Below are 13,078 nucleotides of genomic sequence, written 5' to 3' on the forward strand. Positions count from 1 at the left end.
CTGGGGACGGTTAGTCGGCGGCTTGCCAGGAGCGCCATAAGGACGCGTACGAGCCGCCGGCGGCGATGAGGTCGTGGTGGCTGCCGATTTCGCTGATCCGGCCGTTCTCGACGACGGCGACCCGGTCGGCGTCGTGGGCGGTCTGCAGCCGGTGGGCGATGGCGACGACCGTACGTCCGCGCATGACGGCGGCCAGCGACTGCTCCAGGTGGCGGGCCGCGCTGGGGTCCATAAGTGAGGTGGCCTCGTCCAACACCAGGGTGTGCGGGTCGGCCAGTACGAGCCGGGCCAGCGCCAGCTGCTGCGCCTGGCCGGGCTCCAGCGTCTGCTGGCCCGACCCGACCGCGGTGGCCAGGCCGTCCGGCAGTGCGTCCACCCACGCGTCCGCGTCGACGGCGACCAGCGCCGCCCGCAGCTGTTCGTCTGTCGCGGCAGGCGCGGCGAGCCGCAGGTTGTCCGCGATGGTGCCGACGAAAACGTGATATTCCTGCGTCACCAGCGCCACATGTGAGCGCAGCCGGTCCGGCGGCAGGTCGGCGATGGGTACGCCGCCGACCGTCACCTCGCCGGTGCGCGGCCGGGCGATGCCGGCCAACAGCCGGCCAATGGTGGATTTGCCGGCGCCGCTCGGGCCGACCACCGCCAGCCGTTCGCCTGGCCGGAGCTGCAAGGAAACATCGTGGAGGACATCTTTGCCATTGTCATAAGCGAAAGACACATCGGACAGTTGGATTTGTTCGTCGATCGGCTCCGCCGCGTCCGCCATCCGCGGCGCACGGGCCTGCGCGACTCCGACCACCCGTGCGAGCGCGGCCGCGCCGACCTGGACCTCGTCCAGCCATGAAATCAGCGAATCCAGTGGATCGTTCAGTGCGATCACATAAAGCGTGACGGCGGTGACCGCGCCAAGGCTCGCGACGCCCTGCGAATAAAGCCAGCCGCCCCACGCCACCGCGATCACCATTGGCAGCAGGAAAGTCACCTCAACGGTCGGATACCACCGAGTCCGCAGCCCCAAAGTGTATTTCTCCACCTCGAAAGCCGCCGCGATGTCGTTCTCGGACCGGCGAACCCGCCGCCGTGGCAACCGCAGAGCCTCGACCGTACGAGCGCCATCGACGGTTTCGTGGACACCGGCCAACAATCGCGCATATCGCGCGCGTTCGGCGAGATAGGCCGGAGTGGCGTGTTTGAGATACCAGCGGGTGGAAATCGACAGCAGTGGAAGAAGGATGAAGCAGGGCAGAAAAATCTGCCATCCGGCAATCGCCGCCGCGGCGATGGTCAACAGCGAGGTGACCACCGCGACCATCACTTCCGGGATGCCCGCTCGTACCACCCGACTCAACGCACCCACGTCGGAGGTGGCCCGAGTCAGCAGGTCGCCGGAGCCGGCTTTCTCTACTGTGGACAGTGGCAGCTCGGTCACCCGCTCGACGAATTCCTCCCGCAGTTCCGCCAGAACCTGCTCGCCGAGCGTTGAAGAACAGTAGTTCGCATATCGGATCAGGACGGTCTGGGCGATCAGGAAGGCGGCGAAAAGTGCCGCTATCGTGTCGATTCGCGGCACGGTGATGCCGGTGGTCACGCCGTCGACCAGCTCGCCGAGCAGCCGCGGTCCAGCCAACCCGGCGACCGCGGCCAGGCCGTGCAGCACCAGCATCCGCAGGATGCCACGCGGATGCTGGCGCATCAGCTGACCGGCGTAGCGCCGAGTGTCCACAGTGGACGCGATCGGCAACAAATGGCTCATGACGACCCTCGGGTGACGACGGTTTGGTACGCGATGTTCTGCCGCATCAACGCGTGATGGTCGCCAGCGTCGGCGCCGACGCCGCCGGCCGGCAGGAAGACCACCTCGTCGGCGGCGCCGGCGATCAGCGGGCTGGTGCTGAAAACCACGGTCGTCCGCCCGGAGCGCGCTCCCGCGAGCCGCTGGGCGATCCGGTGCTCGGTGTGCGCGTCCACCGCGCTGGTCGGCTCCAGCATGATGAGTACGGCCGGGTCAGCGACCAATGAGCGGGCCAAAACCAGCCGCTGCCGCTGCCCGCCGGAAAAGAACCGGCCCTGTTCCACCACTTCGGTGTCGAGCCCGTCCGCCAGCCCGGAAACCACGTCACCGGCATCGGCCGCCGAAATCGCGGCCAGGATGCGGGACCGGTCGGCCTGGTCGGTCGGGTCGAGTTCTTCGGCCAACGGGCCGGAAAACATGTGCGGATGCGGATCCGCGAGCAGGATAGTCGCCCGTACGTCCTCAAGCGCCAACTCGTCCAACCGGACGCCGCCGAACCGTACGTCCGCGTCCACATATCGCGCCAACCGCTCAGCCAGCGTGTCCGCGTCGGCTCGCCGCTCACACACCACCGCGGTGAAAAGTCCCGGTTTGAATTCGGCCCCGGAAACGGCATCCGTGAGCGTCGCGGTGGCCGGCTCCGGCAGCGGCACCGGGACGCCCGGCGACACAATGTCCCGCTCCAGCCGCAAAACCGCCACGATCCGTTTCGCCGCCACGTTCGCCTTCGTCAACACCTCAGCCATTTCCGCGAAAGTCCGCAGCGGCAGGACCAGAAAGGCGGCATACGCGTACGAGCTGACCAGTTGACCGGCGGTGATCTGGTGAGTCACCGCGAGCCGGGCGCCCAACCAGGCGATCAGCACAGCGAAAAGCCCGGGCAACAGGATCTGGGTCGCTTCCATGGTCGAGGCGACCTTCGCGACCCGCACGCCGGCGTACCGCACTCGCTGGGAGGCTTCTCGGAAGTTTCGTACGACCAGTGTTTCGCCACCGATGCCGCGAAGAACCCGCAGGCCCGCGACCGTGTCGGACGCGATGGTCGCGGTGTCACCGAAAAGCTTGCGCTGCTCGGCCTGGCGGCGCTCCAGCAGCCGCATCATGGGTCCGACGATCAGCATCAGGATCGGCGTACCGATGACCACGACGATCCCGAGAATCGGCGTCGTCACCACCATAAGTGTTGCCACACCGAAGAAAGTCAGCACAGCGCCGGCGGTACGGTTGGAAACCTCGTACGCGTCGCCGATGTGTTCCATGTCGCTGGCGGTGACCGCCACCACCTCGCCGGTGGAGATCCGTCGCGGCAGCACCGCGCCGAGCCGGGCCGCCTGCTCGACGACCAGCTGCTCCACCCGGTACGCGGCGGAAAGCCAGCTGGAGACGGCGAACCGGTGTCGCATGATGCCGGTCGCGGCCTGCACGAGGCCGGCGACCAGTAGGACGGCGACCCAGCTGGCGAGGGCTTTCGGGCTGTGCCGTGCGAGGCCTTCGTCCAGCGCTTTTCCCAGCGCCAACGGCATTGCCGCGGCCGATCCCATCCACAACACGCCGAAGGTCATGCCGCCGGCCGAAATGCCGGCCTGCTGGCGCCACATCCACAGCAGAAACCGGGCCGGCGAGCTCAGTCGCGGCCTACCGGCATCTGGATGGGGAAAAGTGCGCACGTATCAACACGCTACGGCCGCGGCCGGTTTTTGTCCGAACGATTTATTGGCGCAGGACCGCGATGTCAGCAGTTTGCCTGTGACGCCGAGTCCAGCCGTTTCGTCGCGGTCGCCAGACGATACCTTGCGGTGAGTAGTGCGAGAGTGACATTCTGTGCGCGTGTACGGGGACGACGAGCGCCTTCGTCGCATGCTGGAGAAGGCTCGCCAGCAGCGCGAGCGCTCCGAACGGGAGACCCCGCCGGACGTCCGGCGGGTTGGCCGTACGTCCACCGGCAACCCCAGCGAACTCTACGAACACGCCAAGCCACGGCCGCCCGCGAACGCGCCACCAACCCACACCGCCCACTCGGTGCAGCGGGCGCGCTTTGTCCGAGCGGAAAAGGCTGAGTATTACGAGCTCATCGCGAGAACTCTCGAAGAGGCGGGACAGTTGTGGTCCTTGGCCAGCGAGGCCTGATCCCCGCACTGACCAAGGGCGCTGCTCCGGCGGGGCAAGGTGGTCCGATCAGATGATCAAGGACCCGGTGAATGCCTGTGATGGACGACATGTGGTGATCATGGAATTTTGGTGATATGTCACGTTGGAATTAACATCAATTCCTTGATCAAGAAGGATTGTACGAGTCGCTGAGAAAACGCTGCGCTTATGCGTACGGCGAATCGTTGCTTATGGCGGCGTAGACCTGACACGCTTGTCGGGTGAATGACGACGAGCTCTCGAAAGGTGACTTGGACTTCGACCTGTGTGTCTTGGGCGATGCGCTGACCAGCTGGCACCAGGCGGTCGACGCTGGTGAACAAACCCCGATTGGCCGGATCGCGGTCTGCTCCGAGGTCGGCGAGCCGCTCGTCTCGGTGGCGCTCACTGACTGGCACGTCGATCGACTGTCCGGTTACCTGGTCGGGGAGTGGGCCGGGCTGCGGCTCGCGACCCCGGTCGTGCTCGTCGAGCTGCTGGAGAAGATCGTTGAGCCGGCTGGTGACTCCGAGGAGATCATCGGCTTCCTCGCCATCGACGACTCGTACACCACCTGCCGTCACCTGCTCGCGCTCTGTCCGCGCGGCGCCGACATCCTCGCCGAGATGCTGGGAGTGAGCGCCGCTATCGCGACGATCGAGCGCAAGGAGACCCGCTCAGCCCATGGCCGGGTGGTTTTCCGGCCCGGCAGCCGGGTACGGGTCCTCACCGGGCTGCAGGGCAGCGGCCTCGGCACGGTGTCCCGGGTGCGGACGACCCTGAAGGTCGGCACACCGGAGCTGTTCGTCTACGACGTACGCCTCGACGACGGCCACGGCGAGCTGCTCCGGTTTACCGCCGACCGGCTGGAAAACCACGTCCGCCGTTAGTGCTCCTTGGTGTCTAAAACTCAAGACAAACGTCAGAGTTTTGGACACCAAGGAGCACTAGCCGGTTCCTCGCATGTCAGGCCAAGAGAGCGGCTCTCTTCTGGGGAAGTCGTGAAGGACCGATTCCTTTCCGGGAGCCGAGGAGTCTCTTCTGCGTAGGCATTGACCATCGATGGGAGTTGGGCATGGCAGGGGACAGGGTTGTCGCTGTCGTAGGCGCGACGGGGAAGCAGGGCGGTGGGCTCGTACGGGCGATCGCCGCCGATACCGCGGGAGGGTTCGTGGCGCGGGCGCTCACCCGGGATGGGAAGTCGGAGGCCGCTCGTCAGCTCGCGGACCTGGGCGTCGAGGTGGTGGAGGCGGATCTGGACGAACCGGCTTCGATCGAGGCGGCGTTCGCCGGCGCGTACGGGGCCTATTGCGTGACCTTTCCGTCGGCGGGTTTTGGGCCGGAGAAGGAAATCGAGCACGCTCGTACGATGGCAGATGCGGCTCATGGGAATGGACTCGCGCACGTCATCTGGTCGACTTTGGAGGACACCAGGGATTTTGTGTCGTTGGACGACGAGCGGATGCCCACATTGCTGGGAAAGTACAAGGTGCCGCCGTTTGACGTGAAAGGCGAGGCGGACGCCGTTTTCGCAGAAGTTCCGACGACTTTCCTGCGTACGACGTTCTATTGGGAGAACATGTTCTTCCCTGTGCTGGGGCCGAAGCGGGACACCGATGGCACACTCACGCTCACTTTGCCCCTCGGTGGCGCGAAGCTGGCGGGGATCGCGGCTCAGGACATTGGCCGGTGTGCGTACGCGATCCTGCGGCGCCCGGAGCTGATCGGCGAGACCGTCAGCATCACCGGCGAAAATCTGACTGGGACCCAGATGGCTGCCGCGCTGACCGCTGCACCGGGAGAATCGGTACGGTTCAAGGACATTGCGCCGGCTGATTTTCGTGGGCTCTTCCCGGGAGCCGATGCCATCGGGAACATGTTCCAGTTCTACCAGGATTTCGAGGACACCTGTATTGGTGCACGGGACCGGCAGGTGGTGCTCAGGCTGCATCCCGGTTTGCTGGGTTTCGCGGACTGGCTCGTACTGAATTCCCAGGTGATGTCATGACCGCGGTGCTCGATGAGGTGGCCCGTGAACTGGTCGACGGAAGAAATGTCGCGACTCTCGCGACCGTCAACCCCGACGGCCAGCCGCAGTTGTCGATTGTCTTCGTGAAACGGGAAGACGATGTGGTGATCTTCTCGACGCTCGCCGGCCGGCAGAAGACGCGCAACATGTTACGCGACCCGCGGGTCACCGTGCTCATCGTCAATCCTGCCGGCGGGTACGTGGAAATTCGCGGCGCTGTCGAAATTGTTGACGATCCAGAGAAACTCCTGCCCAAGGAGATGTATGCCAAATACATGGGCGGCGTTGAGCCACCGCCGGAGCCCGAGGTCGAGCGGGTGATCGTACGAGTGAAGCCAGCCAAGGTGGTCCGCTTCTCGCCCTGAATCAGGCGTCGGCGACGGCGGTCCAGAGGTCGCCGAAACGGCGGGCGAAGCCGTTGGTGTCGACGTCGATCTCGGCGGTGAAGTCACCGGTGCCGTAGCGCCAGCGGTCGAGGCCGATCCGTTCGTACGACTGTTGTTGCAGTTGGAGTTTCATTTCCGGGAAACGCAGGCAGACGGCGTTGACGTTGGCGCGCAGCTCCAGGTCGTCGGCGTGGCCACGGGTGAGTCGGCGGATCGGGAACGTCTTGGTGCTGGGGCTGAAGCCGAGGTCGATGTCGACGCAGCCGTCGAAAGCCGGGGTGTCCTCGCCACTGACGAACCAGTGGCCCTCGCCGTCCGAGGTCATCACCACCGGCAGGTGATGTTCGGAGACGACGGCGACCGACCGGGTCCGCCAGCCGTAGTCCAGGTCGATCCGGTAGCGCAGGTGGGCGGGCTTGCCTTCCATCGGGATCAGCACGACGCCGTTGAGGCGGTGGCCGGCGTCGGTGATCGCCATTTCGCAGTATTCACTGCTGGAAAACCAGTCACCCCGCCACAGGATCGTTGCCATTCAGCCCCCCAAGCGATCACGTTGCGCGGTCGGTGCCCCAGCGCGACCGCGCACCGTAGTGACCTGATGATAGGCGGTTATTGTTGATCTACGTGGCGGACTTGGGGGATATCTCGCCGGCTCCGAAGGTGATGCCTTTCGCCTCCTTGCCCACCGCGGCCAGCAGCGTGACGATCAACAACACCGGAATAATGGTGACTGCCAGCGCAAACGGGTAACCGTACGAAGCCGCGAGGGCTTGCTGGATGGGCAGGTTCAGAGCCGCGATCAGGTTGCCCAGCTGGTAGGTGACACCGGGATAAAAGCCGCGAATCTCGTCGGGGCTCATCTCGGTGAGGTGCGCCGGGATCACACCCCACGCGCCCTGGACCACGAACTGCATCAGGAAAGAGCCCAGCGCCAGCGCGCCAAGCGTGGTGGAGAAGGCGAAAAGCGGCACGATCGGCAGTCCGACCAGCGCGGCGATGATGATCGTACGGCGCCGGCCCAGTCGTTCGGACAGGCCGCCGAGCAGGGTGCCGCCACAGATCGCGCCGATATTGTAGATGATCGCGATCAGGATCGACTGGTTCGCGGAGTAGTGCAGGCCGGCCTTGAGGAAGGTCGGATAAATGTCCTGGGTGCCGTGGCTCATCCAGTTGAAAGCGGTCATTAACAGGATGAGATAGACAAAACGCCGAAGGACCTTGATGTTGAAGAACACCTTGCCGGGCGTGACGCTGGTTTGTTTGACGCGCTCTTTCGTACGCTCCCAGGCTTCGCTCTCCTTGACCTTGACCCGCAGGTAGAGCGACAGCAGCGCCGGCAGGATGCTGAAGGCGAACAGGCCGCGCCAGCCCAGAAACGGGTTGATGATGAAGAAAGCGACGGCGGCGAGCAAGTATCCGACCGCGTATCCCTGCTGCAGCAAGCCAGAGTAGAAGCCGCGCTTCTCGGTCGGGATCTTTTCCATGGCCAGCGCGGCGCCGAGGCCCCATTCGCCGCCCATGCCGATGCCGTAGAGCAGCCGCAGGATCAACAGGATCGTGAAGTTTGGCGCGAACGCACAGAGAAAACCGACGACGGAGTAGAAGAGCACGTCCACCATCAGCGGCAGCCGGCGACCGGCCGAGTCCGCCCACCGGCCGAAAATGAAGGCGCCGACCGGTCGCATCGCCAGGGTGGCGGTGGTCAGGAACGCGACGGTGATCAGCGAGACGTGGAACGTCGTGTGGATCTCGTCGTACACCAGAACCACGATGAAATAGTCGAACGCGTCCATCGTCCAGCCGAGTAAAGCGGCCAGAAACGCGTTGCGTTGTTCGGGAGTCAACCCACGGGCCTGCTGCACTGGGGAAAGGGACACGTCCCACCTCTCGCCGACGACAAGGCGACGTTAGGGCCCGTAACGCCGGAGCGCATCCCAAACTTTATTTACCTTTCGACAGGCTTTTCGTCAGAAATCCCTCGATAGCCGCCTTGACCTGCGATGCGTACCGGTCGCCGAGCAGGAGGACACCGTGATCCGAGCCGGGGAAGATCAACACCTACTCGGTGCCGAGATCCGCGTCGGCCATCATGAGCAGCGGGGATGCGATCGTGAGGGCGGCGATCCTCGTTCGAGTCGGGGACACCGGGGCAGCTTAGAATGGGCCCCACCGGCCGCAGGTGGTCATTCGAGAGGATTCGAAAGTCTTGAGCACCCAGCCGACCGACCGACCGGTTCTGGTGGTGGACTTCGGCGCGCAGTACGCGCAGCTGATCGCCCGCCGGGTCCGGGAGGCCCGGGTCTACTCCGAGATCGTGCCGCACACCATGCCGGTCGCCGACATGCTGGCCCGCCAGCCGGCCGCGATCATCCTGTCCGGCGGCCCGTCGAGTGTCTACGCCGACGGCGCGCCCAGCGTGGACCGTGAGCTGCTGGCCACCGGGGTGCCGACTTTTGGGATCTGCTATGGCTTTCAGGCGATCGCGCTGGCGCTGGGCGGCACCGTCGCGCACACCGACAGTCGGGAATACGGGCGTACCGAGCTGAAGGTCACCGCGGCCGACTCGGCGCTTTTTCACGGGCTGCCGGCGGGGCAGTCGGTGTGGATGAGTCACGGCGACGCGGTCACCGCGGCGCCGGCCGGCTTCCGGGTCACCGCGGCCACCGACCGAGTGCCGGTGGCCGCATTCGAGGACACCGCGCGGGCAGTCGCCGGCGTGCAGTTCCACCCGGAGGTCATGCACACCGAGCACGGCCAGGCCGTGCTGGAGCACTTCCTCTACGAGGTGGCCGACATCCGTCCACAGTGGACGACCGCGTCCATCGTGGCCGAGCAGGTGGAGGCGATCCGGGCCCAGGTGGGCGGCAAGCGAGTGATCTGTGCGCTGTCCGGTGGAGTCGACTCGTCGGTCGCCGCCGCCCTCGTACAGCAGGCCGTCGGAGACCAGCTGACCTGCGTTTATGTCGATCACGGTCTGCAGCGGTCGGGAGAGTCCGAGCAGGTTGAGCGGGACTTCGTGGCCGCCACCGGGGTCAACCTGAAGGTGGTCGACGCGAGCGAGCAGTTCCTGTCCGCGTTGGACGGCGTCTCCGATCCAGAGACCAAACGCAAGATCATCGGCCGCGAGTTCATCCGGGTCTTCGAGCAGGCCGCCCGGGAGGTTGTCGCCGACGACTCGGTCGACTTCCTGGTGCAGGGCACGCTCTATCCGGACGTCGTGGAGTCCGGCGGCGGCGCTGGTACGGCGAACATCAAGAGTCACCACAACGTGGGCGGGCTGCCGGACGACCTGCAGTTCGCGCTGGTGGAGCCGCTGCGCACGCTGTTCAAGGACGAGGTCCGCAAGGTTGGGCTGGAGCTGGGCCTGCCGGAGGCGATCGTCTACCGGCAGCCGTTCCCCGGCCCGGGCCTGGGCATCCGGATCGTCGGCTGCGTCACCGCCGAGCGGCTGGAGCTGCTGCGCGCGGCCGACGCGATCGCCCGCGCCGAGCTGACCGCGGCCGGGCTGGACCGGGAGATCTGGCAGTGTCCGGTGGTGCTGCTCGCGGACGTGCGATCCGTCGGGGTGCAGGGCGACGGCCGTACGTACGGCCACCCGATCGTGCTGCGACCGGTGTCCAGCGAGGACGCCATGACCGCCGACTGGACCCGGCTGCCGTACGACGTGCTGGCCCGGATCTCGACCCGCATCACCAACGAGGTGCCAGGGGTTAACCGGGTCGTGCTCGACGTCACCAGCAAACCCCCAGGCACCATCGAGTGGGAGTAGCCGTCGTTACAATCGGAATCCGATTGTCACGACCGGGGCGGGCTGACCTGCGGGTCTGTTTTTGGCTGTGACAATCGGATTCCGATTGTGACGACAGGCGCGAGTTCGGCGGCGAAGGGGTGTGCGGTGACGCTGGTAGCCGGGGTCGACAGTTCCACCCAGTCGACGAAGGTCCTGGTGGTCGATGCGGCGGACGGCCGAGTCGTACGCACCGGTGACGCGCCCCACCCGGACGGCACCGAGATCGACCCGACGGCCTGGTGGCATGCGCTGGCGGTGGCGACCGAGGGCGGGCTGCTCAACGACGTGTCGGCGATCGCGGTCGCCGCGCAGCAGCACGGCATGGTCACGTTGGACGGCGAGGGCGAGGTCGTACGCCCGGCGCTGCTCTGGAACGACCTGCGTTCGGCTCCGGACGCGGCCGATTTGATCAACGAGCTGGGTGGCCCGGATCGGTGGGCGTCGGCGGTTGGCTCGGTGCCGCTGGCCAGCTTCACTGTGACCAAGCTGCGCTGGCTGCGCCGATCTGAGCCGGACCTGGCTGACCGAGTGGCATCGGTGATGTTGCCGCATGACTGGCTGACGATGCGGCTGACCGGCGCCGAGCCGACCACTGATCGCGGGGACGCCTCCGGCACTGGCTACTTCGACCCAGCGACCTCGCAATACCGCCCTGAGCTGCTCAAACAGGCCTTCGGTCGGACGCCGGCCCTGCCCCGAGTGGCGGCTCCCGGCGAGGTGGTCGGACAGACCGATCGGGGTGCGGTGATCGCGGCCGGCACCGGCGACAACATGGGCGCGGCGCTCGGGCTGGGGTTGGAGACCGGAGACGTCGTCGTCTCGATGGGCACGTCAGGGACCGTTTTCGCGGTCGCCGAGCAGCCGAGCGTCGACCCGAGCGGCGCGGTCGCCGGGTTCGCCGACGCCACTGGCCGCTGGTTGCCGTTGGTCTGCACGCTGAACGCGGCCCGCGTACTGGCCGCCGGCCGGCACCTGCTCGGCGTCGAGCCGGCCGAGTTCGACGCGTTGGCGCTGGCCGGTCCACCCGGCGCCGGTGGCCTGACTCTCGTCCCGTACCTGGAGGGCGAGCGCACCCCGAACCTTCCGACGGCGTCCGGCCGGCTGGTCGGGCTGCGGCTCGCGAACACCACTCGCGAGCACCTGGCCCGCGCCTTCGTCGAGGGCATGCTCTGTGGGCTCGCCGACGGCCTGGACGCGCTGCGTGCGCAGGGCGTGGCGCCCAGGCGGCTGCTGCTGACCGGTGGCGCGGCCCGTTCGTTGGCCGTGCAGGAGATCGCCGGGAGCCTTTTCGATGTGCCTGTGGAGGTGCCGGAGCCGCTGGAGTACGTGGCGATGGGAGCCGCTCGGCAGGCGGCCTGGGCGGCCTCTGGAGCCGCTGCCGCACCGGCCTGGCAGGTCCGCTCCCGCGCTGTCGAGGCGGCTCCACAGCCGGACGTGGCTGGAGTCGTACGCGAGGCGTACGCGTACGCTCGCGACCACCTCGCCGCCGAATTGGGCTGGGCCCTGTCTGGTTATTGCGGCGGGCGATAGCCGAGCCCAGGAGCCGCCTGGCGGCAACGCGGGAAAGCCCCCATAGCGCTGCTATGAAGGCTTTCCCGCGGCACCACCAGCCGACTCCTGAATCTCGACTCTCATCCCACCGCAATAACCAGACAGGACCCAAACCCGGCCTCACCCGGTCGAAACTCAAAACGCATAGTCGCCATGAGTGCAAGCCCATTCAGGCAGCCGGCAGGTGTCGATTGGGTGATTGTGCCGTTACGTCCCGCCTACTTAATCGTGTCAGAGTCCGAATTTGGTCTCGTCCTACAGAGTGATTCGGTGGTCCACCGGGTACGTAAGCTCGGTCGGATATGGCATGGTGGTCAATCGCACCTGGGCGTCGCGCCGACCGGCGAACTACGACGGACCCAGGCAGGAGGACGTAGTGCAAGCACGACCCTGGCGTCGGGGCACGATAGACCGCCCCAGACCGTTGGGCCGGCGGTGGACGCGGGGGCTGCGTCGAAGTGGCGTCTTCGCCCGGCGGGTTTTGATCCGCCGGCCGGGATCTGGACGACCGCTTAGCGGCTGGAGCCTCATCCCACCGCGGGGCGGTGGTGCGGCGGTGCTCGAACGGCCGGCCGACGCCCTCGTCGAGCCCACCATAGAGAAGGTCCCCGCGAAGGCGATCAAACCCGAGCCCGAGGTGGACGCACCGGTCGTCGTACCGTTGCTCCCCGGCCCTCAGACCGTCGCCCGCAAAATCAAGTTCGGCCTGGTCACGGCCACGTCGATCGCCAGTCTGGTGTTCGGTACGAGTGCGGTGCTGGTCGCCTTCAGCGGCTACTCCCGGCTCGGCGCGCTGCTGCTGATCGGCTCGGTGGTCTGCGACGGCCTGGACGGCCCGCTGGCCCGCAAGTTCGGGGTCGCGACGCCGTTCGGCGCGCAGCTGGACTCGCTGGTCGACATGTGTTCCTTCGGTGTCGCGGCTCCGGTCGTGAGCTACGTGTGGCTCACCCACGCCGGTGCGCCGATCTTCCTGGTCGCGCCGTCCTGCCTGCTGATCGCCGCCGGCGCGGCACTGCGGTTGGCCCGCTTCAACGTGTCGCCGAAGAACTCGAAGTATTTCTGCGGCGTGCCAACCACCCTCGCCGCCGGCATCCTCGCGATGTTCGCCCTGCTGGTGCGGAACCCGGCCACGATGTGGTGGTTGTCGCTGCTGGTCGGCATGCTGGCGATCCTGATGGTCAGCACCTTCCCGTACGCGAACCTCACCCGGGTCCTGCGGCTGCCACCGTGGCTCTGGCTGGGCGTCGTCGCCGGCGTGGTGTTGATCGACGCCACCGTGACGTTCATCGCCGTGGTGACCGTGTATCTGGTGTCCGGCCCGCTGCTCTGGATGCGGCAGCGGCACGTACTGGCTTCTCGGTAGTTTCCTGCCTACTCAAGGCCGTTTCCTGCTGCTGGGGGCG

The 13,078-nt window shown here is 66.5% G+C and carries 11 protein-coding genes; 7 read left to right on the forward strand and 4 right to left on the reverse strand.

Going from position 1 to position 13,078, the window contains the following annotated elements:
- Positions 1-10 precede the first annotated feature (10 nt).
- Positions 11-1,753, reverse strand: coding sequence for an ABC transporter ATP-binding protein (locus tag ABD301_RS09010; protein WP_344308843.1), 1,743 nt, complete (start codon positions 1,751-1,753; stop codon positions 11-13).
- On the reverse strand, positions 1,750-3,459 hold the full coding sequence (locus ABD301_RS09015) for an ABC transporter ATP-binding protein (protein WP_344308845.1): 1,710 nt from the start codon (positions 3,457-3,459) through the stop codon (positions 1,750-1,752). Before ABD301_RS09015 ends, ABD301_RS09010 begins: the two co-directional genes overlap by 4 nt.
- A 154-nt stretch (positions 3,460-3,613) precedes the next feature.
- Here ABD301_RS09015 and ABD301_RS09020 point away from each other — a divergent pair, with 154 nt between their 5' ends.
- The 4 genes from ABD301_RS09020 to ABD301_RS09035 all read left to right on the forward strand — a co-directional run bounded on the left by ABD301_RS09020 (position 3,614) and on the right by ABD301_RS09035 (position 6,313).
- Entirely contained in the window at positions 3,614-3,919 is a 306-nt protein-coding gene (locus tag ABD301_RS09020) for a hypothetical protein (RefSeq protein WP_344308847.1), read from the forward strand.
- 242 nt (positions 3,920-4,161) lie between these two features.
- A complete protein-coding gene (locus tag ABD301_RS09025) occupies positions 4,162-4,809 on the forward strand; it encodes a hypothetical protein (RefSeq protein ID WP_344308849.1) in 648 nt (215 codons plus the stop codon).
- 185 nt (positions 4,810-4,994) lie between these two features.
- Positions 4,995-5,927 (forward strand): NmrA family NAD(P)-binding protein, encoded by a 933-nt coding sequence (locus ABD301_RS09030; protein WP_344308851.1) that lies wholly within the window; start codon positions 4,995-4,997, stop codon positions 5,925-5,927.
- Positions 5,924-6,313: a PPOX class F420-dependent oxidoreductase gene (locus ABD301_RS09035; protein WP_344308853.1), complete on the forward strand. Its 390-nt coding sequence runs from the start codon at positions 5,924-5,926 to the stop codon at positions 6,311-6,313. The genes ABD301_RS09030 and ABD301_RS09035 overlap by 4 nt, the downstream gene beginning before the upstream one ends.
- A 1-nt stretch (position 6,314) precedes the next feature.
- On the opposite strand, the gene ABD301_RS09040 is transcribed toward ABD301_RS09035, so the two are convergent.
- Positions 6,315-6,866, reverse strand: a complete 552-nt coding sequence (locus tag ABD301_RS09040) for a putative glycolipid-binding domain-containing protein (RefSeq protein ID WP_344308855.1) — start codon at positions 6,864-6,866, stop codon at positions 6,315-6,317.
- 88 nt (positions 6,867-6,954) lie between these two features.
- Positions 6,955-8,211: an MFS transporter gene (locus tag ABD301_RS09045; protein WP_344308857.1), complete on the reverse strand. Its 1,257-nt coding sequence runs from the start codon at positions 8,209-8,211 to the stop codon at positions 6,955-6,957.
- A 329-nt stretch (positions 8,212-8,540) separates the two neighbouring features.
- Between ABD301_RS09045 and guaA the strand changes: the two genes are divergently transcribed.
- The 3 genes from guaA to ABD301_RS09060 all read left to right on the forward strand — a co-directional run bounded on the left by guaA (position 8,541) and on the right by ABD301_RS09060 (position 13,038).
- Positions 8,541-10,103: a glutamine-hydrolyzing GMP synthase gene (gene guaA, locus ABD301_RS09050; RefSeq protein ID WP_344308859.1), complete on the forward strand. Its 1,563-nt coding sequence runs from the start codon at positions 8,541-8,543 to the stop codon at positions 10,101-10,103.
- 126 nt (positions 10,104-10,229) lie between these two features.
- The gene (gene xylB, locus ABD301_RS09055) at positions 10,230-11,654 is read left to right on the forward strand and encodes a xylulokinase (RefSeq protein ID WP_344308861.1); all 1,425 of its coding nucleotides are present in this window, start codon (positions 10,230-10,232) and stop codon (positions 11,652-11,654) included.
- 577 nt (positions 11,655-12,231) lie between these two features.
- Entirely contained in the window at positions 12,232-13,038 is an 807-nt protein-coding gene (locus ABD301_RS09060; protein WP_344308863.1) for a CDP-alcohol phosphatidyltransferase family protein, read from the forward strand.
- Positions 13,039-13,078: the final 40 nt, after the last annotated feature.

Source organism: Fodinicola feengrottensis (genome assembly GCF_039530045.1).
Lineage (GTDB): Bacteria > Actinomycetota > Actinomycetes > Mycobacteriales > HKI-0501 > Fodinicola > Fodinicola feengrottensis.

Bases quoted from the DNA above. Each gene is read 5' to 3' on its own strand.
- ABD301_RS09010 (WP_344308843.1), bottom strand. From the start codon at position 1,753: ATGAGCCATTTGTTGCCGATCGCGTCCACTGTGGACACTCGGCGCTAC.
- ABD301_RS09030 (WP_344308851.1), top strand. From the start codon at position 4,995: ATGGCAGGGGACAGGGTTGTCGCTGTCGTAGGCGCGACGGGGAAGCAG.
- ABD301_RS09035 (WP_344308853.1), top strand. From the start codon at position 5,924: ATGACCGCGGTGCTCGATGAGGTGGCCCGTGAACTGGTCGACGGAAGA.
- ABD301_RS09040 (WP_344308855.1), bottom strand. From the start codon at position 6,866: ATGGCAACGATCCTGTGGCGGGGTGACTGGTTTTCCAGCAGTGAATAC.